The 25,754-nt window shown below is 41.9% G+C and carries 19 protein-coding genes; 11 read left to right on the top strand and 8 right to left on the bottom strand.

Features of this window, described 5'->3' with window-relative positions:
• The first annotated feature begins 66 nt into the window (after positions 1-66).
• Positions 67-1,818 (top strand): response regulator, encoded by a 1,752-nt coding sequence (locus ISP07_RS18105; protein WP_209328468.1) that lies wholly within the window; start codon positions 67-69, stop codon positions 1,816-1,818.
• A gap of 13 nt (positions 1,819-1,831) precedes the next feature.
• On the opposite strand, the gene ISP07_RS18100 is transcribed toward ISP07_RS18105, so the two are convergent.
• Entirely contained in the window at positions 1,832-2,455 is a 624-nt protein-coding gene (locus ISP07_RS18100) for a hypothetical protein (protein ID WP_209328467.1), read from the bottom strand.
• Positions 2,456-2,584: 129 nt separating this feature from the next.
• Between ISP07_RS18100 and modF the strand changes: the two genes are divergently transcribed.
• A complete protein-coding gene (gene modF, locus ISP07_RS18095; RefSeq protein ID WP_209328466.1) occupies positions 2,585-4,042 on the top strand; it encodes a molybdate ABC transporter ATP-binding protein ModF in 1,458 nt (485 codons plus the stop codon).
• Between the two features lie 26 nt (positions 4,043-4,068).
• Here the strand turns inward: modF and ISP07_RS18090 are convergent, their stop codons facing one another.
• Positions 4,069-4,947: a TraB/GumN family protein gene (locus tag ISP07_RS18090; RefSeq protein WP_138619838.1), complete on the bottom strand. Its 879-nt coding sequence runs from the start codon at positions 4,945-4,947 to the stop codon at positions 4,069-4,071.
• A gap of 537 nt (positions 4,948-5,484) precedes the next feature.
• Between ISP07_RS18090 and ilvG the strand changes: the two genes are divergently transcribed.
• From ilvG to can, 7 genes are all read left to right on the top strand, one after another.
• Positions 5,485-7,134, top strand: coding sequence for an acetolactate synthase 2 catalytic subunit (gene ilvG, locus ISP07_RS18085; RefSeq protein WP_209328465.1), 1,650 nt, complete (start codon positions 5,485-5,487; stop codon positions 7,132-7,134).
• Positions 7,131-7,376, top strand: coding sequence for an acetolactate synthase 2 small subunit (ilvM, locus tag ISP07_RS18080; protein ID WP_054554110.1), 246 nt, complete (start codon positions 7,131-7,133; stop codon positions 7,374-7,376). Before ilvG ends, ilvM begins: the two co-directional genes overlap by 4 nt.
• Before the next feature lie 103 nt (positions 7,377-7,479).
• Positions 7,480-9,336, top strand: a complete 1,857-nt coding sequence (gene ilvD / locus ISP07_RS18075) for a dihydroxy-acid dehydratase (protein ID WP_209328464.1) — start codon at positions 7,480-7,482, stop codon at positions 9,334-9,336.
• Positions 9,337-9,338: 2 nt separating this feature from the next.
• Positions 9,339-10,892, top strand: coding sequence for a threonine ammonia-lyase, biosynthetic (ilvA, locus tag ISP07_RS18070; protein ID WP_209328463.1), 1,554 nt, complete (start codon positions 9,339-9,341; stop codon positions 10,890-10,892).
• A 138-nt stretch (positions 10,893-11,030) separates the two neighbouring features.
• Complete coding sequence (locus ISP07_RS18065) at positions 11,031-12,026, top strand: ABC transporter substrate-binding protein (RefSeq protein WP_228290675.1); 996 nt, start codon at positions 11,031-11,033, stop codon at positions 12,024-12,026.
• A 50-nt stretch (positions 12,027-12,076) separates the two neighbouring features.
• A complete protein-coding gene (locus ISP07_RS18060) occupies positions 12,077-13,255 on the top strand; it encodes a methyltransferase (RefSeq protein WP_209328462.1) in 1,179 nt (392 codons plus the stop codon).
• 18 nt (positions 13,256-13,273) lie between these two features.
• Positions 13,274-13,936 (top strand): carbonate dehydratase, encoded by a 663-nt coding sequence (gene can, locus ISP07_RS18055; protein WP_054554114.1) that lies wholly within the window; start codon positions 13,274-13,276, stop codon positions 13,934-13,936.
• Between the two features lie 50 nt (positions 13,937-13,986).
• Here can and ubiK read toward each other — a convergent pair whose 3' ends face one another.
• The gene (gene ubiK / locus ISP07_RS18050) at positions 13,987-14,250 is read right to left on the bottom strand and encodes a ubiquinone biosynthesis accessory factor UbiK (protein ID WP_054561163.1); all 264 of its coding nucleotides are present in this window, start codon (positions 14,248-14,250) and stop codon (positions 13,987-13,989) included.
• Positions 14,251-14,361: 111 nt separating this feature from the next.
• Between ubiK and rep the strand changes: the two genes are divergently transcribed.
• Positions 14,362-16,374: a DNA helicase Rep gene (gene rep, locus ISP07_RS18045; RefSeq protein ID WP_054554116.1), complete on the top strand. Its 2,013-nt coding sequence runs from the start codon at positions 14,362-14,364 to the stop codon at positions 16,372-16,374.
• Here rep and ISP07_RS18040 read toward each other — a convergent pair.
• From ISP07_RS18040 to elbB, 3 genes are all read right to left on the bottom strand, one after another.
• Positions 16,364-18,943, bottom strand: coding sequence for a diguanylate cyclase domain-containing protein (locus ISP07_RS18040; protein WP_209328461.1), 2,580 nt, complete (start codon positions 18,941-18,943; stop codon positions 16,364-16,366). The two genes, rep and ISP07_RS18040, sit on opposite strands and share 11 nt — an antisense overlap.
• Before the next feature lie 183 nt (positions 18,944-19,126).
• A complete protein-coding gene (locus ISP07_RS18035; RefSeq protein WP_054554118.1) occupies positions 19,127-19,519 on the bottom strand; it encodes a c-type cytochrome in 393 nt (130 codons plus the stop codon).
• Positions 19,520-19,703: 184 nt separating this feature from the next.
• A complete protein-coding gene (gene elbB, locus ISP07_RS18030) occupies positions 19,704-20,354 on the bottom strand; it encodes an isoprenoid biosynthesis glyoxalase ElbB (RefSeq protein ID WP_054554119.1) in 651 nt (216 codons plus the stop codon).
• A 511-nt stretch (positions 20,355-20,865) separates the two neighbouring features.
• Here elbB and polA point away from each other — a divergent pair.
• Positions 20,866-23,601 carry a DNA polymerase I gene (polA, locus tag ISP07_RS18025; protein ID WP_209328460.1) on the top strand — a complete coding sequence of 912 codons (2,736 nt, stop codon included), beginning with the start codon at positions 20,866-20,868 and terminating at the stop codon, positions 23,599-23,601.
• A 142-nt stretch (positions 23,602-23,743) separates the two neighbouring features.
• Here the strand turns inward: polA and ISP07_RS18020 are convergent, their stop codons facing one another.
• Complete coding sequence (locus ISP07_RS18020; RefSeq protein WP_054554121.1) at positions 23,744-24,820, bottom strand: phosphotransferase enzyme family protein; 1,077 nt, start codon at positions 24,818-24,820, stop codon at positions 23,744-23,746.
• A 37-nt stretch (positions 24,821-24,857) separates the two neighbouring features.
• Positions 24,858-25,745 (bottom strand): NTP transferase domain-containing protein, encoded by an 888-nt coding sequence (locus ISP07_RS18015; RefSeq protein ID WP_209328459.1) that lies wholly within the window; start codon positions 25,743-25,745, stop codon positions 24,858-24,860.
• Positions 25,746-25,754: the final 9 nt, after the last annotated feature.

Here is a 25,754-nt window from a genome sequence, read left to right as displayed (position 1 = left end):
CCACTTAATAGTGGGCTTTACTGCTTAATTTAGACTAGAATAAAATAAAAAAGATCAGAGAAATGCATGTTAAACCTAGTTATTGATATCCGTAAAAGATATCGCTGGGGATTATTAGCGATAGCGCTTCTAATATCCTTGTCAGCGGCCTTGATTCAATCTTTGTTGTATATCCAAAAGGATGATGCCGAGGTGATCAATATTGCCGGCAAGCAACGAATGCTCTCTCAAAAGATTGCTTTGCACGGTAACGCATTAATTTATGACAAGTCTCTGCCTGTAAAGCAACAGCATCGCAAGCTGCTACAAGACACCGTTGAGCAGTTTATTGCAGGTCACCAGTTTTTGGTCGCTCGCGATGGTCCAAATACGTTTCGTCATTTAAATCAGGAGTTAGAGGCACATTACTTTGCCGCTCCAATTAATCTTGATGCGCGTGTTAAACGTTATGTTAGCAAAGCACAGAAGTTATTAAATAGCCGTGACGACTACACAGATTTTGACGGGCCAGTTTTCGAAACTCAACAAGTTGAAGTCTTATTAAATGAATTAGATGTAGCTGTTGAGTTGCTTGAGCAAGAGTCTGTAAAAAAAGTCACATTTATTGCAACAGTTGAATTAATATTTTGGTTAACTGCTTTGCTGTTGTTATTGATTGAACTATTTTTTGTCTTTAAGCCAATGGAATCATTAATCGCTAAAACAATTAATAAGTATCAAACTCAAAAAGAATATGCGGAGCAAATAAGCAAAAATAAAGAGCGCTTTATAGCGCGCGCAAGTCATGAATTTCGAACACCAATACAAGGCCTTACAGCCTCTATTGAAGCGCTTGATATCAATGAACAACAGCTCGCAACTAAAAAACAAGCTGTTTATTGTGTGAATAGATTAGTCGCAATGTTAGATGAACTTGTTGATTTACAACAGCTCACAACAGGAAATTGGCAATTAAACCCGAGTCGTGGAAATTTAAAGTCGACTCTAAAACACGCGATCACCCCATTTGAATATGTTTGCGACGAAAAGAATATTCTGCTTAGTATCGATATTCCAGAATCTCTTAACAAAGATGTACTTACTGATCATGCTCGTTTACAGCAAGTTTTGGCTGAACTCATCAACAATGCAGTAAAGTTTACTGCTGAACAAGGTCGAATTGCGATCACAGCAAGAAGCCAAGGCGAACAAAACTACATTATTGAAGTGCAAGATAACGGCAAAGGATTTGAAAAGCCACCGACCGATATACTCAGCTTGGAAAATGATAGCGAGCAGCATTTTCAAGGCCTTAAAACTGGTTTGTTGAGGGTGGTGCATATTGTTAAAGCTTTGCAGGGGAATATTGAGTTTTTAAGTGCTCAACCGCAAGGTGTTAAAGTGGTGCTTAGCTTAGAGTTAAGTAATGCCGCTGGTGATGACGCAGAGGTTTTATTACCCAATAAGTTACACTGCTTAATTGTGGAAGATAATCAGTTGAATGCCACTATATTAGGTCGTATTTTAGGGCAGTTAAATTACAGCTTTGATATCGCTGAAAATGGCTTAATCGCCACAGATAAAGCGTCAGATAAGCAGTATGATTTAATCTTTATGGATTTGAACATGCCAGTTATGGATGGCTTTAAAGCGATTGATATTATTCGTAATGAGCAGGGGCAACAGGTGCCAATTTTGGTGGTGACGGCCAATACATCAAATGATGATTTACAACGTGTGTATGAACTTGGGGCTAACCTACATGTATACAAACCGATATCACTAGATTCAGTGCAAAAAGCTCTCAGTATTTTATTTACCGAGAGCTCACAGGGATAACCAAAGCGTTAAATTAGTTTGTTACTTTGATGTCGCCAACCCCTACTTCAACGTCAATATCATGCAGCCCATTGCCTCGGTAGCTTGAGTGAGAGCTAACGACTTTGCGGCTGGTGTTAGCCTCTTTTTTCAAGCCGCGAATCTTGGTGTCGCCCACACCGGTATCCAGTTCGATGCGTCTGTAATCGTCAAGCGCACTATCAATTCTTACTGCGCCCACACCAAGTTCAATCTCAACGGAATTACTTGCGTCATTAATCTCAACATCACCTACACCTAGCTCAACATCAATTGCCATTGATTTAGGCATTTTTACATGCCAGTTTTGTTGAATGTCATCGTTATCTAATTTTAAGCTAAGTGAGCTGGCACTTTGCGAGTGGCTTAATTCGATATCTGATAAGTCAACATCAGAGCTGAACCAGCTATTGTCATTTTTTGGTTCAATGCGAACTGTAACCACGACTTCGCTGCCGTCATAGCTTTCGACTTCTAAGCTGCCCACCGGAAAATCAATATCAAGCTGGCTTGCGCCATTCACTGCAAAGTTATGATTTAGCTCACGTGAGTCTTTTGCCATTGCGTATGTTGTTGAAAGTGCTAAGCCTAATGCCGCTACACAAAGTAATTTTTTCATTGTCTGATTCCTGTTAATGACCTTTTATACCTTAGTCGCAGCTGTGTTTAAAAAAGGTTTAAACGATTTTTAATTTTTTCTCGAATGCGGTAACGTCAAGCTAACGGTAACTTAGAATGAGGATTCAAAGTGCAACAAGTGCAGTTGGTTAATGTTAGAGCCAGCCTGAAGGGCCAAGGCAATGACGTTTATTATTTAGATGAGCTCAATATCAATGTATCGCCATTGCAGAAATGGGTTTTACTTGGTGCGAATGGGGCAGGTAAATCGGCTGTGGCCGCTGCCATTGCCGGTTTTGCGAAAATAGAAAAAGGCCAGTATGAGAATAGCTTTGAGCGTATAGCATTGGTTTCGCCAGACAGCCAAAAGCAGCTCCTTGCGGCTGAGCTAACAAAAGATCAAGATGATATTATTGATGGCGTGACGCCTTCGAGTACGGTTTATGAGTTAATTATTGCAGGTCGAGACGAGCAACAGCTTGATAGTGATTTGCTACAGCAGTTAATAAGCCTATTTGATTTTAGTGACAAACTTAGCAAGGCATTTCGCGATTTATCGACCGGTGAAACCCGCAAATTGATGCTGATTAAAGCCATAATAGGCCGGCCAGATTTACTTGTGCTTGATGAGCCTTTTGATGGCTTAGATGTCAAGGCAATGGCTGGGTTGAATCAGTTACTCGCTGAGCTTAGTAAAACGACGACCCTTATTTTTGTGCTTAATCGCTTAACTGAGATCCCTGACTTTGTTGATCACTACGCCTACGTTAAAGAGGGTCATGTCACAGAGCAATTAGCAACGCCTACAGCCGAGCAGCGCGATGATTTACTTAAGCTATTGCACCTTACTCATACTCAGCTACAAATACCTGAGGCAGATATTGACCATCAAGCGCCTCCGCTCACAGACTCTATGCTGGTAAGATTAAACAACGCATCGGTAAGTTATGGCGGCGAGGCTATTTTTGAAAAACTCAACTGGCAAATTAACCAAGGCGAACATTGGCAGTTAACAGGTAAAAATGGCTCAGGTAAAACTTGTTTGCTGAACCTTATCACGGGTGATAACCCGCAGTGTTACAACAACGATATCAAGGTGTTTGGCTACCAACGCGGAAGCGGTGAGAGTATTTGGCAAATTAAACAGCACATTGGTTATATCTCCAACGCGCTGCATATGGATTATCGAGTGAGTATCACCGCACTCAATACGGTTGTTTCGGGCTTTTATGACAGCATTGGTCTTTACCAAAAAGCCACTGATAAGCAACTTACCATAGCCAAACAATGGTTAGCGTTATTAGGGTTAAGTGACAAACAAAGCAGCTCATTTAGCCAGTTATCTTTTGGTGATCAGCGTTTATTATTGATTGCTCGGGCTATGGTTAAACACCCTAACTTATTGATTCTTGATGAGCCTTGCTTAGGTCTTGATGAAGCGAATAGACAGCGTGTGTTATTGTTGATAGAAAAAATCTGCGCTGCAGGTACCAGCACCGTGGTGTATGTTAATCACCATGCGAGTGACAAAATAGCCGGTATCGACAACTATTTAGAGATGGCTGATTTCACAAAAAAAGCGCCTTAAGGCGCTTTTTAAACGATTGAAATCATTTAGATACGGGTAACTGTAAAACCCTTGTCTGTTAACTGCTTCAATAAGCCGTGTTGCTCAGGTAAGTGCAAAGCGCCCACTGCAATGAACAGCTTTTCTTTACCGATGCGAGTAGATAGTTGATTAACCCAGTCATTGTTACGGTCTATCAACATCACTTGCTCGCTTAGCTGACCGTACTGAGAGTCATCAAAGCTTTCGTTATAAAACTGTGTAAGTGTTTTCATGTCACCTGATTTCCAAGCCTTGATCAGGCCAAAAAAGTAGGTGTCTACATCTGCAAGTTGGTCGAACGTTTCTTCGATCATTTTGTCATTCATGATTGCTAAGTGCTCAAACATTTCCATTTGTCGTTCAAGAGTTTCTAGCTCACCAACAGAAATTTTATGTTCTTGAGCATAAGCAAGTACTTGCTTGTCTATGCCGTATTGATCTGAAAAACCAACGCTTTGGAACTCCATTTGCATCATGGTGACCATCACCGCCCACGGTGCTAAGTTCTTAAACATCGCAATATCAATTGATTTATCCGCAAAGTACTTTTGCAGTTTTGCATAGTTTTCTGGTGATAATTCTGATTGTAAGGTTTTGCCATTTTTCAGCATCATAAATGGTAATGAGCGACGCTGCATTTCCATCGGTGAAATAGCGCTGATATCCACCTCAACAATGACTTTATCTGAGTTATCGAGTGCTTTTTTTACCTTGCTCGGTAAGCCTTTCATGCTGTCATCGCCAACATGTACGGTACCAAATAAATATGAAGCAACGCCGTTCTTTTCTACTTTCCATAATCCCGGCTCGGCAAGTGCATGTTGGCTAAAACCAAGCAGTAGCACCATAAAAAACAGGGCATTTATACGTTGGACGAATTTCATAACTTTCCTTTTCATTACGTGGTTATTTTCAATACTAAACTAATTTTTTAAAGAGGCGTTAAATTAAATCGGCTTTAAGCAGAAAAAATTACATTTAATTGCCAAAAATTAATCAATCATAGAATGGCAGATAAAGAGGTATGAAATTTCAATATTAAGCAAATGGCGAAAAATAAATCTTATTAATGGCAAAGTTTAGATATTTATTTCTATAAAGTCGTTTTTTTGCTTGTTTTTTGAATTGAATTTTATGTTGACTTAACGCCCCCAGCGCGGTACTAATAGAAAAAGACAGCGGGATGGCTAGATTTCCGCTACAAATGAACAGAATTTGGTTACAGATAAATGCTTACAAACAAACTTTCTCTAATTCTAATTAACGTCGTGGTGATTATTATTACCGCGGGGGCTAGTTAGTGCTTAGAGAAAAGTGAAGCATTTAAAAAGCCCCCCGCACTTAACAGTCCGGGGGGCTTTTTTGTTTTAAGGTTTGAGTCGCAGCAAATACACAATGTCACTGAGGAATGAGGATTTACGATGACAGGCGCAGAGTTAACAATCGATTTATTAGCCAAACATGGCGTTAAGGATGTTTTTGGTTACCCAGGCGGTGCCATCATGCCTATTTACGATGCCTTGTACGGTGCGCCAGTCAAACATTATTTGACGCGTCATGAACAAGGAGCGGGTTTTGCAGCAGTGGGGTTTGCCCGCAGCACAGGTAAGTTAGGTGTGTGTTTTGCAACATCAGGCCCTGGAGCAACCAACTTAATAACAGCCCTTGCTGATGCGATGATGGATTCAGTGCCGTTACTTGCAATCACAGGGCAAGTACCTACCGCAGCGATAGGCTCCGACGCCTTTCAGGAAGTGGACGTTCTAGGTATGTCGTTATCATGTACTAAACATAGTTACATGGTTGAAAGAGCAGAAGATTTAGCCGAAATCCTACAAGAAGCCATCCACTTAGCGCAAAGCGGCCGCCCAGGTCCTGTGTTAGTTGATATCCCGAAAGACATCCAAATGGCACAAGTGCCATTCCACCCTTGGTTAGGCGCCGAAGATCATTTACCAAAATTAGACCCGAACCAAGTTGCAATAGCTAATCAAATCTTAAGTGAAGCGCAGCGCCCTGTGGCGTATATCGGTGGTGGTGTACAAGCTGCTGATGCACAAAACGAGCTTATGCAGTTTTTAGAAAAAACACATATGCCTGCGGTATCAACGTTGAAAGCGTTAGGCAGTGTATTACCTGATTATGAATATGATTTGGGTATGCTAGGTATGCATGGCGGTAAAGCAGCTAACTTAGCAGTGCAAGAGTGTGATGTTTTGGTTTGTATCGGTGCCCGTTTTGACGACCGTGTTACTGGCAATTTAAGCAAGTTTGCCGCAAAAGCAAAAGTGATACACCTTGATATCGATGCCGCAGAAATTGGTAAACGTAAGCCTGCAAAAGCGTCTTTAGTTGCAGATTTAAAAACCTCATTACCGCAACTTGATTGCTTTGTTACACCAGATGAGTGGTTAACGCACATCGAAAGCATGATGAAAGAGCATGCGTGGCGTTATGACTATCCGGGCGAAAAAGTGTTTGCCCCATATTTATTAAACCAGCTAAGCCAAAAAATGCCAGCAACGGGTGTTGTGTGCTGTGATGTGGGTCAGCATCAAATGTGGGTGGCGCAGCACATGAAGTTTAGCCACCCAAGCAATCATTTAAGTAGTGGTGGTGCAGGTACCATGGGCTTTGGTTTACCAGCCGCTATCGGCGCCCAAGTTGCGCGCCCAAATGATTTTGTGATCACGGTGTCGGGTGATGGCTCAATCATGATGAACATTCAAGAACTGGCAACAATTCGCCGTAACAATCTGCCAGTTAAAATTCTAATCCTAGATAACCAGCGCTTAGGCATGGTACGTCAATGGCAGCAGCTATTTTTTGAAGGTCGTTATTCTGAAACAAACCTTTCAGATAATCCTGATTTTGTGCAGTTAGCAGCGGTGTTTGGCATTCCAGGTCAAACCATCACTAAAGCAGATGAAGTCGATGCTGCGGTTGATGCGTTAGTTAATAGTGAAGGTCCATATATTCTTCATGCCTGTATCGATGATAAAGAAAATGTATGGCCGCTTGTACCACCGGGTGCAGCTAATGATGAAATGATGACGGAGACAGTAAAATGAAACACACCCTAACGATTGCACTAAAGAATCAAAGTGTCGCTGTAGAGCGCTTTTTACGCGTTGCACGTCATCGCGGCTTTGACCTAACAACCATGAATTTAGAAATGGCTGATGAAGCGTTTCACGTCACTATGACGGTAGACAGCGATAAGCCAATTTATCTACTAACATCACAATTGAATAAATTGGTTGATGTTAAACACGTTAATGTTGAAAACCAATTTCAACAGCAAGCAATCTAGTAAAAATCAACAGGTAGCTAGAGCAATCAGATTAATGCTTTAGTGAGAAATAAATTAGGAATGAGGAAGTCAGTGGCATGCCACTGCAACAACTGAGGTAATTATGGCTAAATTAAGAAGTGCAACAACAACAGAAGGTCGCAAACGTGCAGGGGCGCGTGCTTTGTGGCGTGCAACAGGGATGACAGATAAAGACTTCGGTAAGCCAATTATCGCTGTTGTTAACTCATATACTCAGTTTGTACCGGGTCATGTTCACCTTAACCAACTTAGTGAGCTGATGGCTGAAACCATCACCGAAGCCGGTGGTGTACCCAAAGAATTCAATACTATTGCAATCGACGATGGTATCGCAATGGGTCACGGCGGCATGCTGTATTCACTACCATCGCGTGACTTAATTGCTGACTCAGTGGAATACATGGTTAATGCACACTGTGCTGATGCCATGATCTGTATTTCTAACTGCGACAAAATCACCCCAGGGATGATGCTAGCAGCACTGCGTTTAAATATTCCGGTTATTTTCGTATCAGGTGGTCCAATGGAAGCGGGTAAAACACGCCTTGCTGATATCGACATTAAACTTGATTTAGTGGATGCCATGGTGAAAGGCGCTGATACCACAGTAAGCGATGAAGACTCTGAAAAAGTCGAGCGCTCTGCGTGTCCTACTTGTGGTTCGTGTTCGGGTATGTTTACTGCCAACTCAATGAACTGCTTATTAGAAGCGATTGGTTTAGCACTGCCGGGTAACGGTACCACACTTGCTACGCACAAAGACCGTAAACAACTTTACGTTGAAGCAGGTGCGCGCATTGTTGATTTATGCCGTGAGTATTATCAAAAAGATAATGCAGCAGTGTTACCTCGTGCGATTGCTAATCGCACAGCCTTTATGAATGCAATGGTGGTTGATATTGCCATGGGTGGTTCATCAAATACGGTTTTACACTTATTAGCTGCCGCGCAAGAAGCGGGTGTTGATTTTGATATGTCGCACATCGATGAGCTTTCTCGCAAAACTCCTTTCCTTTGTAAAGTGGCACCCGCAACCAATAAATATCACATTGAAGATGTGCACCGCGCTGGTGGCATGATGGCAATTATCCGTGAGTTAGGTAAAGCAGGCCTTGTTGATTTATCTGTTGATCACGTTGCAGGCCACAGTATGGCTGAAATGGTGGCTAAATGGGATGCCACCGATCCGAATAATGAAGTGGCGCAAAAATTCTATAAAGCAGGCCCAGCCGGTATCCGTACTACAAAAGCAATGAGCCAAGAGTGCCGCTGGCCAGAACTTGATAACGACCGTGAAAACGGCTGTATCCGCAGTGTTGAAAATGCCTTTCGTCAAGATGGTGGCTTAGCTGTACTTTCAGGTAACTTAGCCCTTGATGGCTGTATTGTTAAAAGTGCCGGCGTAGTTGAAGAAATGCTGCATTTTGAAGGCCCTGCGGTTGTATACGAATCACAAGATGATTCGGTAGAGGGTATTCTTAACGGCGAAGTGAAAGCCGGTGACGTTGTTGTAATTCGTTACGAAGGACCAAAAGGCGGCCCAGGCATGCAAGAAATGCTTTATCCAACGAGTTACTTAAAATCAATGGGCTTAGGTGAAAAGTGTGCCCTTATCACCGATGGTCGTTTCTCCGGTGGTACATCGGGTTTATCAATTGGTCACGTTTCACCAGAAGCAGCAAGCGGTGGTGCAATCGCCTATGTTGAAAATGGCGATAAAATAGTAATTGATATCGCAACCCGCGAAATCACCTTAGCGCTGTCTGATGAAGAGCTTGAAGCGCGTAAACAAAAGCAACTAGCGCGCGGGAAAAATGCTTATAAACCACTTGATCGTGACCGCTATGTTTCACCTGCACTGAAAGCCTATGCGTTACTTGCAACCAGTGCAGATAAAGGAGCTGTTCGCGACTTAGCAAAACTTGAGGAGCTTAGTTAATTATGGTTTCTCAAGAGCTCGATTATTTTCGCGCTATCATCCAAGCGAACATGGAGCCGCTTGCAAAAGTCACTGAGGTCAGCGAAATGGCTGATCTTAGTGCACGGTTAGGCAACCATGTGTGGCTAAAGCGTGAAGATCAACAACCGGTTTATTCATTTAAACTTCGTGGTGCTTTTCATAAACTGAGCAAGTTGCCAAAAGGGTCTGATGTGATCACAGCCTCAGCGGGTAACCATGCGCAAGGCGTTGCACTCAGTGCCTCATTTTTAGGGCATAAAGCAACGATTGTGATGCCAGTTACAACACCAGAGATTAAAGTGAATGCAGTACGTTCACTTGGTGGTGAAGTGGTACTACACGGCCATCATTTTGACGCGGCAAAAGCCCATGCTTTAGAGCTGACAGAGCAGCGTAGCGGGGTGTTTGTGCCACCGTTTGATGATCCCGATGTGATTGTTGGTCAAGGTACTGTTGCCCGTGAATTAATGCAGCAATTGAACGACCTTGATGCTGTGTTTATTCCTGTTGGCGGTGGTGGTTTGCTAGCAGGCATGGCGGTGTACATTAAGTCGTTACGTCCTGATATCAAAGTCATTGGTGTTGAAGCTGATGAGAGTGCTTGCCTAAAAGCAGCGCTTGAAGCAGGCAAGCCCGTTGAGCTTGACCGTGTTGGCAGCTTTGCAGATGGTGTAGCCGTAAAAGTTATCGGCACAGAAACATTTCGTTTAGCGCAAAAGTTTTGTGATGAAGTGGTCACTGTAACGGGCGATGAAATCTGCGCAGCAATGCAAGATATCTTTGTTTCAACCCGTGCGATAGCGGAGCCTTCAGGGGCGCTATCAACAGCGGGCCTTAAAAAGTGGTGCCAACAAAATGGTGTTAAAGGCTTAAACGTAGCTGCGATTTTATCGGGTGCAAACTTAAACTTTGACCGCTTACGTTATGTTGCTGAGCGAACGGCTCTTGGTGAAAAGAACGAAGCGCTGCTTGCTGTGACCATTAAAGAAGAGAAGGGTAGCTTTAAGCAGTTTTGTAACTCATTAGGTGGCAGAGCTATCACCGAGTTTAATTACCGTTATGCAGGCCCCGGCGAAGCACAAATTTTTGTTGGTATTGCCTTAAGACAAGGGCAACAAGAGCTCGATGAATTAAAAGCCGCACTGACAGAAAACGACTACACGTTTTGCGATCTATCAGATAACGAGCTGGCTAAATTGCATATTCGTTACATGGTGGGTGGTAAAGCGCCTGCTCAACTTCATGAGCGTTTACTGCGCTTTGAGTTCCCTGAATACCCAGGCGCACTGGCACGATTCTTAGATACCCTTGGTAGTAATTGGAATATCACTCTATTTCATTATCGTAATCATGGTGGAGCGATTGGTAATGTGCTGGCGGCCTTTGCTATTGAACCGAGTGATTATGAGGTATTTAATGAGCATTTGAACCGTTTGGGATATAACGTTCAAGATGAAACGAACAATCCATGTTTCACCCAGTTCTTAACTAGCCAAGGTCAAGAGTTAAGTGAGGTTAAAGCGGCAAATCAGTAGCTTAATATAATCAAGGCTGCTAATTAGTAGCCTTGTTTTTTTGTCTATTTTTCCTATAGTTATTGCACGGTTCTCAATCAAGGATGATGCGTGCAAGGCATGAAAAGTCTACTAGGGTTAATCTGTCTAATGCTCTCTATGAGCGCACAGAGCGTTGATAACGTTAGCTTACAATTAAAATGGACTCACCAGTTTCAATTTGCAGGTTATTATATGGCTGCAGAAAAAGGCTTTTACAAGGAAGCGGGCCTTAATGTTGCTATTATACCTGCCGACCCAAATGACCCTGATACCTTTCCTAAAGTGTTAAACGGCCAAGCCGACTTTGCCATTACTCACTCAGGCATATTACAAAAACGCCAGCAAGGCGCATCGGTTGTTGCCCTTGGAGCCATTCTGCAGTTTTCGCCTTACTGCTGGATGGTAAAGAATAACTCCGATATTTTTCAGCCCAGAGACTTTGTTGGAAAGAAACTCAGCAAAGTTAGCTCACTAGAAAATGCAGAACTCTTGGTCATGTTACAGCGTGCTGGATTGAGCCAAGAAAGCTTGATGGCAGCTAGCCATGAAGGCGGCGTTAAAGAGTGGCTTGCCGGTGATTTAGATGCGGTGCAAGTGTATGTCACCAATGAGCCTTACAGCATGACTCTTAGAGGGGTTGGCTACCGACTCATTTGCCCGCAAAAGTTCGGCTTGAATGTGTATGGTGATATTTTATATACCTCTGAGCAGTTTTTAGAGAAAAAGCCTGAGGTTGTAGAGCGTTTTTACCGCGCGAGCCTAAAAGGGTGGCGGTATGCTTTATTGCACTTAGAAGAAAGCATCGATGTGACCAAGCAGCACTATGCTAAACATAAAAGCGTACAGGAGCTGGCTTATGAAGCACATGTTTTGGCAAGCTATATTCAACCTCCAGGGATTAAGTTAGGCAATATGTCGATGGCAAAATGGCGTTTAATTGCAGATCTATATGGCATCGAGCAAGCTGATTTTGATCAGGCTTTTGATGGCTTTATGTATGATCAGCAGCAAGCTGAAGCTATTGAGCTGTCGTGGATGTTGATCCTCGCCATCATTTTAAGTATTGCGTGTGTGCCATTGTACAGTCGTTTGATCAGCAGTAACCGACGTTAAATAAGATAAAAGCTGTTATACTGCTCTTTATTTCTTGTCGCTAAGTAGTTATGACACTTGCCGAGCACTTTGCAGCTTTAGATGCACTGCTATTTTCAACCCGCCAATACTGGCAATGTACCGCATTTGATTTTGATGATCTTCCTTGGCCTGAATTAGCCAACTTATTATGGGCGCTTGATGACCAACAAGTGAGTGAACTTGATGCCGATCAGCAAGCTTTATATCGTTATTTTACTGAGGCAATAGAGGGTATCGACCAGTTGGCTGAGTTGTGTAATTTGCCTGCTATAAGTGCTGCCCGTAATGAATTTCCATTTTGGATAAGTAATGGCATTAAGGGCCGTAAGTTTGAACAACTACAAGACTTTGTCGCGGCCATTAGTCAGCAGTCATTAAACCAGCCTGTTTTAGAATGGTGTGCAGGTAAAGGGCATTTAGGTCGTATGTTGGCATTTAATGGGGCACCACGTGTCCATAGCATTGAGCTACAACAACACTTGTGCGATCAAGGTCAACACAGTGCTAAGCAACAGCAATTGGCGATGCAGTTTTCACAAGCTGATGTATTAACCGATGACACAGATGGCTTTTTTGAAAGCCAGCAGCATGCAGTTGCATTGCATGCCTGTGGTCGTTTGCATCAAACATTTATGCAGCAAGCAAGTAAAGCGAAAACCCAGCAAATTAGTTTTTCACCGTGCTGTTATCATTTATTCACAGATAACGCTTATCAAGCAATGAGCGAGCCCGCAAAAAAAAGCCAACTTGCGCTTACTCATCGTGATTTAAAATTGGCACTACAAGAAACAGTAACAGCACCGAGCCGAGTTGATAAGGTCAGAAAAACAGAGGTTGAATGGCGTCTTGGATTTGATGCGTTACGTAAATCACTGACCGGTGAAATGCACTATGTGAGTGTACCGTCAGTGAACAAAGCGATCTTCTCTGATTCTTTTAACTCATTTTGTTTATGGGCTGCTGAGAAAAAATCATTACATTTACCTGAAGGCATTGGTTACAATAAGTTTTTAGAGATAGGTAAAAAGCGCAAAAGGGTCACCGAGCGAGTTGAACTCGTCCGACATGTGTTCAGAAGGGCAATTGAAGTTTGGCTCGTGCTCGATCGTGCTTTATATTTGCAACAACAAGGGTATCAAGTAACAGTTAGTACGTTTTGCGAAAAGCAGCTGACACCAAGGAATATCTTGATCCAAGCTAATTATTAAAAACCGTAAAGAGGCGCAATGAGAAAGTTAAAAAATTTATTCGAAAATAATAGACGTTGGGCAGCGCGTACGAGTGAAAATGATCCTGAGTTTTTTAAAATTCTATCAATGCAGCAAAATCCAGAGTATTTGTGGATCGGTTGTTCTGACTCGCGTGTACCTGCAAACGAAATTGTAGACTTATTACCGGGTGAGCTATTTGTTCACCGTAACGTAGCAAATGTCGTTGTGCATACTGACCATAACTGTCTTTCGGTAATGCAATACGCTGTTGAAGTGCTGAAAGTGAAGCACATCATGGTCGTTGGTCACTATGGCTGTGGTGGTGTTCAAGCAGTATTAAACGAAGCGCGTTTTGGCTTAATTGATAACTGGCTACGCCATGTAGGTGATGTAAAAGAAAAACACATCGAACAACTCAATGCATTACCTGAGCAAGAGCGTTTAAATAGCTTAATTGAACTAAACGTTATCGAACAAGTACGTAACGTGTGCCGTACTAACATTGTGCAAGATGCTTGGGCGAAAGGCCAAGATTTAACAATTCATGGTTGGGTGTATGGCTTAGCGAATGGTCACCTTAATGATCTTGAGTCGGTTGTGACCTGTGCTGAAGAAGCTAGTGATACCTACGGTATCGCCGTTAAGCGTGTATTCGAACGCGTGGCAGAAAAAAGCTAAAACCTAAACTAGTTAGGTAGAAAAAAGGAGAGCTAATTCGCTCTCCTTTTTTATTGTTCGTCTTGTTTGCTAGCAAGTTGCTGCTCGAGTAATGCAACTTTCTCTTCAAGCTCAGTGAGTTTTTCACGAGTACGAATAAGTACTTGGCTTTGAATATCAAACTCATCACGGCTTACAAAGTCCATCTCAGCAAGTTTGTTTTGAATAGCTTGCTTTGTTTTGCCTTCAACTGTTTCGGCAAGGTTTTTCACGCCTTGCGGCATGTTGTCAGTAATTTGCTTAGCGATTTCTTCAAGTTTTGCTGGGTTGATCATCTTCGTCCCTTGAGTCACGTAAAAAAACAATCTTACCTTATTGGCTAGGCGTAGTGTAGTGATTACGGTAAAATTGCCCGTCCTGTCTTTGGATAATTTCTTTAGGGGCTTATGAAACTCAACCCAAAACAAGATGAAGCGGTAAAGTATATCAGTGGACCGTGTCTGGTATTAGCCGGTGCGGGCTCTGGTAAAACGCGTGTTATTACTAATAAAATCGCTTACTTGGTGCAAAAGTGTGAGTATCAAGCGCGCAATATTGCGGCGGTAACTTTTACCAATAAAGCGGCAAAAGAAATGCGCGAGCGTGTTACGCAAACACTCGGCAAGCAAGAGTCGAAAGGCTTATGGGTTTCAACGTTTCATACTCTTGGGCTTGAGATCATCAAAAAAGAGTTAACGACGCTAGGGTTTAAACCCGGTTTTTCGTTGTTTGATGATCAAGATACCAACCAGTTATTAGCCGAGCTGACCGAAGAAGAACTAAAAAAAGACAAAGACTTACTCAATCTATTAAAAATGCAAATAGGTAACTGGAAGAACGAATTGATTCTACCAGAGCGTGCCGTTCGCGAAGCCCGTGAGCCACAAAAAGCCTTGTTTGCTCAGCTGTATGCGCGTTACCAAAATCAACTACGTGCTTATAATGCCCTTGATTTTGATGATCTGATCATGATCCCTACTTTATTGTTAGGCCAAAATGCTACTGCGCGTGAGCGTTGGCAACAGCGTTTTCGTTACTTGCTTGTGGATGAGTACCAAGATACTAATACCAGCCAGTATCAGTTGGTTAAGTTATTGGTGGGTGAACGAGCTCGTTTTACAGTGGTAGGCGATGATGACCAATCTATTTACTCATGGCGCGGTGCTAAGCCTCAAAACCTTGTACTATTGAGTAAAGATTTTCCGGGCTTACGTTTAATTAAGCTTGAACAAAACTACCGAAGCGCAGGGCGAATTCTAAAAGCGGCGAATATTTTGATCGCCAATAACCCTCATGAGTTTGATAAAAAGCTATTCAGTGAACTTGGTTATGGTGAGCCAATCAAAGTGATTGGTTGTCGTGATGAAGAGCATGAATCAGAGCGAGTGGTGGCAGAGATCATTTCTCATAAATTCATGAAACGCACCAGCTACAAAGATTACGCGATTTTATACCGTGGTAACCATCAAGCGCGCGTGTTTGAAAAAGCACTTATGAGCAACCGCATTCCCTATAAGATCAGTGGCGGCATGTCGTTTTTCTCGCGTTCAGAGATTAAAGATATCATGGCGTATTTACGCTTATTGGTGAACCAAGATGATGACAATGCCTTTTTACGTATTGTAAATACGCCACGCCGTGAGATTGGTACAGTCACACTCGAAAAACTTGGCACCCTTGCTAATGAAAAGCATATCAGCTTATTTGCAGCCTGTTTTGAACCTGAACTTGCTCACCGATTAAAAGGCCGTGGTTTTAATGCCTTAGCTGGTTTTGCCCGCTGGGTGGTTGAGCTTTCTGATAATGCGGTACGCGGCGATACCCTTGAAGCTGTGAAAGAGTTAGTTAGGCAAATTAACTACGAAGCATACCTTTATGAGTCATCACCGAGTGCAAAAGCTGCTGAAATGCGCATGAAGAACGTTTCAGAGCTTTATCGTTGGATCACCGACATGCTAACAGGGGACGCAGACAACCCGCCGCTGAACCTTGCTGAGGTGGTTAGTAAACTGACTTTACGTGACATGCTTGAACGTAACGAAGAGGAAGACGAATCTGATGCGGTACAATTACTGACACTGCATGCTTCAAAAGGTTTGGAGTATCCGTATGTGTTCATGGTTGGCATGGAAGAGGGGTTACTACCACACCAAGTAAGTATCGATGAAGATAACGTTGAAGAAGAGCGTCGTCTTGCTTATGTAGGTATAACCCGTGCTCAACAAGAGTTGGTAATGACTTATGCTAAGTTACGTCGTCAATTTGGTGAAACGTCAGATACTGAGCTCAGTCGATTTGTGCAGGAGTTACCACAAGATGACTTAGCCTTTGAAGCGAAAAAGCCACCGTCTTCACAGGCTGAGCGTATGGAAAAAGGCCAAGCCCGTGTAGCTAATCTAAGAGCGATGCTTAAGAAGTAATTATTTGTGCGCTTGGTGTTTCGTATTCGAAGGGCGCCAGCGCATGCTGTTTACCAATAAACAACGACAACCCGTGCTTATCGAGTAACGTGCGGTAGTTAAAAATCGACGGTCCTTTCGCGATTACTTTGATATTTTGCAGCTTAGTAATCGCCAGTACACCTTGCAGTTGTAAGTGATAGTTTTCTTGCTGTAACACGCGCTTGCTAAATGTTGAACTTAATAACAAGTAATCGAATTGAAACTCAGTCAGTAAGTTTAATTCACAGCGATCTTTAGCAAATTCATTCAACCCAATCGAAAATCCTTGTGCGACCAAGTTTTTTAAATTTTCAATTTGTACCGCTGATGCGTAACGAATTTCTTGTTCGTTGAATAACAGACACATTCTATTCGCATCGTGGGCTTTTAATAGCTTACATAGTGCTTGAAAATTAATACGTTCAAGGACTAAGCCAGAGCAAGGGAACAATACTTTTTCTTTCTTACTGTCACTTACTAAGCTGAATGCTTGTTTTAGTAAGTTAAGTTCAACCTCAAAGTGCTGTACTCTATCGGTCGCAAACTTCTTAAGTACTTCAAAGCTGGTGCTGCCAAGTACAGGGTGTTCACCAAATGCTTCGAGTAAAGACTCTGCGCGAGTTTGCTCATCCAAGGTAATGATTTCGGCACTTCTAAAGTGCATAGGCAAGTCATCTAAGTGATGCATATTGTCAGCATCATGTTGCACATTACTGGCATTAAGCAGCGGATGGTAACATTCAAAGCGATTACGGCCTGCATTTTTGGCGTAATACATGGCAGCATCCGCATCACGTATAATTTCATCGGTGTGCTTGTAGCTTGGTTTTGAGTAAGTAATACCAATACTGGCACCACTTTGAATGCATTGACCTTTCATACAGAAAGGTTTTCTCATTATTTCGATGATACGTTTGGCAACATCTTGAGCTTGCTGTTGCTCAGTTAAGTGAGTGAGCAATACCACAAACTCATCACCACCTAAACGTGCAAGTAAATCATGCTCACGGATACAATGCGAGAAAGATTCAGCAACACCAATTAAAAATTGATCGCCTGCTTGGTGACCAAGGTGATCGTTGATGTCTTTAAATTTATCAAGGTCAATAAATAACACTGCAAACTGCTGCTCTGGATAGCGCTGATAATGCTGCAATGTTTTTTCTAACTGTGTTAGGAATAAACTGCGATTAGGTAAACTGGTTAATGAGTCATGGTGTGCATCGTGGTACAGCTGTTGTTCTATTTTTTTACGCTCTTCAATTTGCATCTGTAAGTGCAGGTTTGCTTGGCGTAACTCTTTCGTTTTCTCTGCAACTCTGTTTTCCAGCTTTTGATGATTTAGCTTTAACTCTTGATTTGCTAAATGGGTTTGAATGACGTTGGCTATTTGATGCGATACAAAGGTAATTAACTCACAGTCATCTTGCGTGAATTCGTGTTTATTATTATACGCTTGGCAAACTATTAGACCAATGACACCTTGCGATGTTTTAAGTGGTGCACCTAACCAGCTAGTTGCTGTTCGTTCAGCCGGGACGTCTACGGGCCTTTCAACAACGCCTAACTTAATTAGATTATTTGCTTTATCAATATCGATGACTTGGCATTCTTCGGAGCTTAAAACAAGTTCACTAAAACCTTTTGCAAAAGGTCTCGGCCTGCCTGTGTCATTGTATTCATCGACACAGTACGGAAAACTTAACCAGTGAGTTTGCTCATCATAAAGGGCAATATATAGGTTGTCTGCATAGGTAATGGTTTTAATAATTTCGTGAACATGTTTATAAACGTCGTCAAGATTTTCACTTAAGGTTGCCAGCTCTGATATTTTAAAAAGGATCTGTTGACGCTCTAACGCTTTTTTACGTTGCTGTATTTCTTCATTGAGAGCTTGATTACTTTGTGTCAGTGCACGAGTACGAATTTTAACTTCTGATTCGAGCAGTTCACGTTTCTTAACTCGTTCGATGGCCGTTGCCAAATAAAGTGACATTACTTCTAGCAACTCAATTTGTTGCTCAGAATAACTCAGGTCTTTTTCATAGCTTTGCGCGACCATCACTCCAATTATTGACTTATCGCGGTATACAGGAACGCCAACCCAATGCTCGGCAGGTGTGCCAAAGCATTTGAGTAAGCCTTGTTCAACCGCTAGCTCTGTTTGTTGTTTGGTGAAGTAGCTGGTTTTACCTTGCTTAAATACGTAACCTGTCAGGCCTTCTTTAAAGTACTGCTCATACTTCAATGGCACAGAGAGGCCATCTTTTTCGTCGGCAAAATAAGATAACTCAAGGTTATCGTAAACAGGGTTATGCAAAACCACGAAGAAGTTTTTACTTGGAATATAGTCTTGCAGGATGTTGTGGATAGCAGGGTAAAGCAAGGTTAATTCGGCAACAGTACTCGCTTGCTCTGATAATTGTAAAAGAGCATGTTGCAAGTGATGTGATTGCTTATACTTTTGTAAAAGCGATTTTAAGCGAACATTTTTACGTGCAAGCTTATCAAAGTGTGTTGCTGAATCTTCCAATGATTTAGAACTCATTTTATTATTGTTTAAATATCGTCCTTAATAGTTCCACTTTTTTATTAGATCGTCAAGTAACAGCTGTTAACAAATTAGTAATTTATTATGGTAGTATTTGGCTACAGAGCTAGCCTCGCGCCCTGATAAAGGCATAAAAAAAGGGCTTATAAAAATAAGCCCTTAGTATTAGATTTGAAACTGTTACTTGCTAGTCATGAAATCGATAGCAGCGCTGATCTCTTCATCAGAACAGTCCATACACGTACCTTTAGGAGGCATCGCGTTGAAACCATTAATTGCATGGTCAAGTAAAGTGTCCATGCCTTTAGCAATACGAGGAGCCCAATCATCAGCTGATTTAGGTGCGCCTAGTGCACCAGTGCCGTGACAAGCAAAGCATGCTGCTTGGTAAACTTGTTCACCAGAACGAGGGCCTGTAGGTTCAGCAGCGACTGCAGCTTTATCACCTTCTAGATAGACAGAACCAATTGGCGCTAGACGCTTTTTGATAGCATCTTCAGTCAAAGAGTTGTCATACGCTTGTGCATATGCCGTTGTTGCTAGCAGTAATAATGCAGCTGATAGTTTTTTCATTTTGCCTTGCTCACTTCGATTTGAACGTGATCAATCACGATATATATGACGGAAATTAGAACGATTATAACGCTAAGCCACAATTTATAAAATGATCTAAAAGGCTTTTTCTTGAGAAAAACCGTCATTTTTTTGCGTTAGCGCAAGAAAAGCCAGCATAAAATACTGGCTCTTAGCTTGATGCTTAAGCAAGCTCTAATACTTTGTTAACTAATTTTTCGATACCCGCATCTGCATCTAAAATACTTTGGGCCAACATATAGGCTGGGGTAGTGACCACTTTATGTTGTTGATCAACAACGATATCGTTCACAGCACAGCTTTGGTGTGCTCCACCAAGTTGTTCTATAGCTGCGGCGGTCTCTGCATCGCTCCCAATGGTTGTTTTTACACCTTTACCATAAATAAGCGGCAGCATGGCAGGCGCAATACATATATAACCTGCTGCTTTGTTGGCATCAACAAAAGCCTTCGCTGTTGTCAGTACATCACCTTGAACTTGGGCATCCGCACCTTTTACTGCAAAGTCGGATAGGTTTTTCGCGGCCCCAAAGCCACCTGGTACGATCAAGGCATCGAACTCATCTACATTTAGCTCAGTGAGCGCTTTAATTTCACCGCGGGCAATACGTGCAGCTTCAACTAGCACATTACGATTAGGTGTCATTTCTTCACCTGTTAGGTGATTAACGGTGTGCATTTGTTCGATATCGGGTGCGAAGCATTCATAGCTCGCGCCTGCTTTAGCGATATGTAATAAGGTTAACACGGCTTCATTGATTTCTGCGCCGTCGTAAACACCGCAACCAGCTAAAATTACAGCAACTTTTTTCATTTTTGAACTCTCCTTAATGCGACTAGCTTAAGTTTAACAAGGATACGAGCATGGCGACAAAATAAAAAATTTTCGTCGCTTGATAACTCGCAAAGCATGATGAATAGCTGTTTATGCCTTTTTATAAATTACTAACGAAAAAAAAAGTATAAAGGATCGCTATGATCTTTGATCCATTATGCTAGAATACTCCTCCGGTTATGAAAAGGGATGTTAATTCGGTATCGAATAAGCAAAAGGTTATCGCTACTAAAACCGTTTTCCACATCGGACAAAAATAATAAAAAAAGAACGCCGTAATATCTTTTTTAAATAAAAACATAAGCTTATCTAATTTTCCTAAATGTTTTTTCATTTTGGGAGAATTAACTGTGTCTGTTATCTACAAAGTTATCCACAGCTTGCTCTGTCATAAGGCTTTATTGGTTAATAATTCACAGTCGTTTTCTTCATGACCTTATGGCATGCTTACAAACAATTTAATGTTATTCAATTAGGATCCAATTTCACCATGGCTCAGATCCCTGAAAATCCACTTATTCTTGTAGATGGTTCTTCTTATTTATTCCGTGCATACCATTCGCCACCGCACCTTACTAACTCAAAAGGTGAAGCGACAGGCGCAATCTATGGCGTAGTTAATATGCTTAAGAGTTTGATCAAGCAATATGATCCATCGCACATGGTGGTGGTATTTGATGCCAAGGGTAAAACCTTCAGAAATGATATGTACAGCGAATATAAAGCGAATCGTCCGCCAATGCCGGATGATTTACGCACACAGATCGCACCACTGCATAACATTATTAAAGCAATGGGTTTTCCACTGATTAGTATTGAAGGTGTTGAAGCTGACGATGTTATCGGTACGTTTGCGCGAATAGCCTCAGAGCAGCAGCGTCATGTGCTGATCTCGACTGGCGATAAAGATATGGCGCAGCTTGTTAATGAGCATGTTACGCTGATCAATACCATGACAGATAGCATTTCAGATCCAGAAACCGTGGTTGAGAAGTTTGGCGTTGGTCCTGAATTGATCATTGATTACCTTGCCCTAATGGGTGACAAAGTCGATAACATCCCAGGTGTTGATGGCTGTGGTCCAAAAACAGCGGTGAAGTGGCTGCAAAAATATGGATCATTACAAGGTGTCATTGATCATGCAGGTGAAATAAAAGGCAAGATTGGTGAAAAGCTTGCTACAGCACTTGATCATTTACCACTTAGCTATGAGTTAGCAACAATTAAGTGTGATGTTGAGGTTGAGCCAGATCTTGAAAGCTTTAAGCTGCAAGAGCCTAATCGTGACGAATTGATTGCACTTTATGGTGAGTGTGAGTTCCGCCGTTGGTTAGCTGAGCTACTTGATAACCCTAAAGACGCTGACACGCATTTAGATGTGCCAACTGAAGCTAACGAACTACCAAAAGTTGCTGATGCACACTACGAAACAATCTTAACTGAAGAGCAACTTGATACCTTAGTGGCGCAGTTAAATGACGCCGAATTGTTTGCTTTTGATACTGAAACAACCAGCCTTGATTATATGCAAGCGCAATTGGTTGGTATGAGCTTTGCGGTTAAAGCCGGTGAAGCGGCTTACCTTCCGGTTGGTCACGATTACCCAGATGCGCCTGAGCAATTAAGCTTAGAAACCGTAATGGCAAAAATTGGCCCAATCTTAGCTGACGAAAACAAAGCGAAAGTGGGGCAAAACCTTAAGTACGATAAAAGCGTGTTAGCTAACGCAGGCTTTGAATTAAAAGGCATTAAATACGACACCATGCTGGAGTCGTATGTATTTAATAGTGTAGGCAGCCGCCATGATATGGACTCGTTGGCACTGAAATACCTTGGTCACAAAAATATCAGCTTTGAAGATATTGCCGGTAAAGGTAAAAAACAGTTAACGTTTAACCAAATTGAGCTAGAAAAAGCGGCGCCTTATGCTGCTGAAGATGCTGATATAACGCTACGTCTTCATCAAGTATTATGGCCAAAAATTGATGCTGATAGCCAATTAAAATCGGTATTCGAAGAGATTGAGTTACCACTTGTCACAGTGCTTTCTGATATTGAGCGTACTGGTGTTGCAATTGATAGCAACATGCTAGCAGCTCATAGTCAACGTTTAGGTGAACGCCTGTTAGAGCTTGAGCAAGAAGCTTATGATATTGCAGGTGAAAAATTTAACTTAGGCTCACCTAAGCAACTGCAAGCTATTTTGTTTGAAAAACTTGAGCTGCCTGTTATCAAGAAAACACCTAAGGGTGCACCTTCGACAGCAGAAGAGGTGTTACAAGAACTTGCTCATGATTATCCGTTACCAAAAGTGATTATTGAGCACCGTGGTTTATCTAAACTTAAATCAACCTACACAGATAAACTTCCGCTAATGGTTGATGAGCGCACTAAGCGAGTGCATACCTCTTACCATCAAGCTGTAACAGCAACAGGTCGTTTAAGTTCAACGGATCCTAACTTGCAGAATATTCCAATTCGTTCAGAAGAAGGCCGTCGAATTCGTGAAGCCTTTATTGCTGCACCAGGCCATAAAATTGTGGCTGCCGATTACAGCCAAATTGAATTACGTATCATGGCGCATTTATCTCAAGATAAAGGCCTATTAACTGCCTTTGCGAATGGTTTAGATGTTCACAGTGCAACAGCGGCAGAAGTCTTCGGGGTTAGCCTTGAAGAGGTTACCAGCGATATGCGCCGTAAAGCTAAAGCGGTTAACTTCGGTTTAATTTATGGCATGTCGGCGTTTGGTTTATCACGTCAATTAGATGTACCACGTCATGAAGCACAGCATTATATTGATAAATACTTCGAGCGTTTCCCTGGCGTACTTGAGTACATGGAAACAACCCGTGAAAAAGCAGCTGATAAAGGGTATGTAGAAACGATTTTTGGCCGCCGCTTACATTTACCTGAAATCAATGCCCGTAACGGTGCTCGTCGTAAAGCCGCTGAGCGTGCTGCGATCAACGCACCAATGCAAGGGACTGCTGCAGATATCATCAAAAAAGCGATGCTAAAAGTTCATCAATGGGTGAACGCACAAGCTGCAGGTTCAGTTAAGCTGCTCATGCAAGTGCACGATGAATTAGTGTTCGAAATTAAAGAAGAATCTGTGGACGACTATAAAGCTGAAATTTGTAAGTTAATGTCAGAAGCCGCTACTCTTGATGTGCCTCTGATTGTTGAAGCCGACAGCGGTGACAACTGGCAACAAGCTCACTAATATCTAAGCTAAGAGCCACCGATATAACAATTCGAGTGGCTCGGTCTGATTAGTTAAGGAGTGGTCGGTAGCTCCCATCACCCTTGTGGCTTTACATGAAATCGCTCCGAAAGTTTAACCCCAAACTTTAATTGTAAGCTCGTTACTTATTTATTTCTAAAATAGCTTTTAGGGTATTCTCTTTTTCAAGAATATCGCGATACAGTGCGAACTGGTTTCGGGCTCGTTCGAGGTTATGGTGTGCATGCTTAGTTGCAAAGTAATTGTCACCATCAATAAAATCAGTAAGAAAGCGCAAGCCAATCATAAATGTCATTACTTTTGTGCCAAGCCAAAAGCTCTCTTTTTCTGCATCAGTGATTACATTTTTTAATGGTTCTACATAGCCCTTAACAATAGCTGCAAAAATTTCTTCGCGAACTGTTACATTTTTCAGGTTAGTTGAGTCCTCTTGCTCAGGTGAACAGAAAGTGCGCACCATGTCACCAAAATCAAATAACCAATAGCCAGGCATACAGGTATCTAAATCGATAACTGCTTTTGCATCATCAGAATCTTTACAAAAAAGCATGTTATTGATTTTTGTATCATTATGACAGGGTCTTAATGGGATCTTACCTTCCAGTTTCTGTAGTTCATCAATTAGCGATTGCTGATTTAAACAGAACTCGATATCTGGTTGGCAAAGCTCGATACGATTTACAGGGTCATTTTCGATTGCTTTTCTGAAAGCATCAAAACGCATTGCTAAATTATGAAAATCTGGGATAACATGATGTAGTTGCTCAGCCTGAAAGTCTTGTAAAGCAAGCGCAAATTGACCAAATGCATTGGCCGCAGTTTGTGCTTGAGAGATGTTTGCTACAACATCCTCACTGTAACTGCCGCCAATAAATTCGAGTGCACGCCACACGCCTTGGTCACATTCCACCAAAAAATCATTTTTTATTGTCGGTACATGACGAATAATCTCGAGACTATATTCTCCTTTCACATGTTTGTCGTTTAGGTGCTTTTCGATAAGCCTTGCATTCTCTACAAGCTGCTCAGGGTTAGGAAATACATCAGTATTTAGTTTTTGCACAACGACAGCATTATCTTGTGACTTAAGAAGCATCGTTGTGTTTATATGGCCGTTGCCAATAGGTTTCAGTGTCACGTGATCTGAACTTAAGCCAAAATGCTCAGAAAGATAAGTTGCAACAGGATTCGACTTCATTAATTTTCCATTACTTTTTGTAAGAAGAGGTGTAGATTTATTCATTAAGCCCGAGGCGTAACTGACGTAATGTACTTGCTATTGCATCCAATTCAGCTTTGTAGGTTACGCCGTACCATGGCTCTTGTGCGGTATAAACGGCGACAGTTTGATTGTAATCTTTAATCGCAAGTTGTATCTGATTTGGTAAATAATACTCTTTCGTGACACCGTTGTCAGTATTTTCTAAAAACTGTACAAAGCCCTTTTCTAGAACCATGAATAAATCATCTGTAATCCCCCAAAAACTCATTGAACCAAGAGCTTCCTTAGCAATACTCTGACGCTCACCTAGAGAGTTATTACCTAACAAAATATCTTGCTCTAGCTTGATATCAAGATATTCAACAACATCGATTAAATGTTGTTGCTCATCGATGCTACACACTCCGCGATTGACCCCTCCTTGAGTCGATAAAGTATCAACTATAGGGTAACCAACCATAGCCCAATCATTACTACGCTTAAAATGTTCGGCGATAATTTTAAACGAAGAGGCCCCATAATAATCATCGGCTGTAATTACAATTGCAGGGTTCTTTACATAGGGTTTTGCACATAAAAGAGCGTGGCCTGTTCCCCAAGGCTTTTGCCGCTCTTTAGCTAAAGAAAGATACTTTTCTGGAATTGCAGTGATTTCTTGATTAACTAAGATAACTTCAAGTGATTTAGGCAAACGGGGTAAAATTCTTGCTTCAAATTCGGCTCGAATATTAGCATTTATGATGATAACAGCTTGAGTTACACCTACTTGAACAGCATCTCGAATACTTAGTTCCATAATAGTGCTGTTAAGACCTGGAATATCAGCAATTTGTTTGTTTCCACCAAAGCGACTACCGAGTCCGCCAGCTAATACGATTAAGGTTAGAGAATGATGAGTCATTGCGCGAGT

The organism is Pseudoalteromonas sp. PA2MD11, from assembly GCF_017808125.1.
Classification (GTDB): domain Bacteria; phylum Pseudomonadota; class Gammaproteobacteria; order Enterobacterales; family Alteromonadaceae; genus Pseudoalteromonas; species Pseudoalteromonas simplex.
This window is presented reverse-complemented; position numbering and strand designations above follow the sequence as displayed.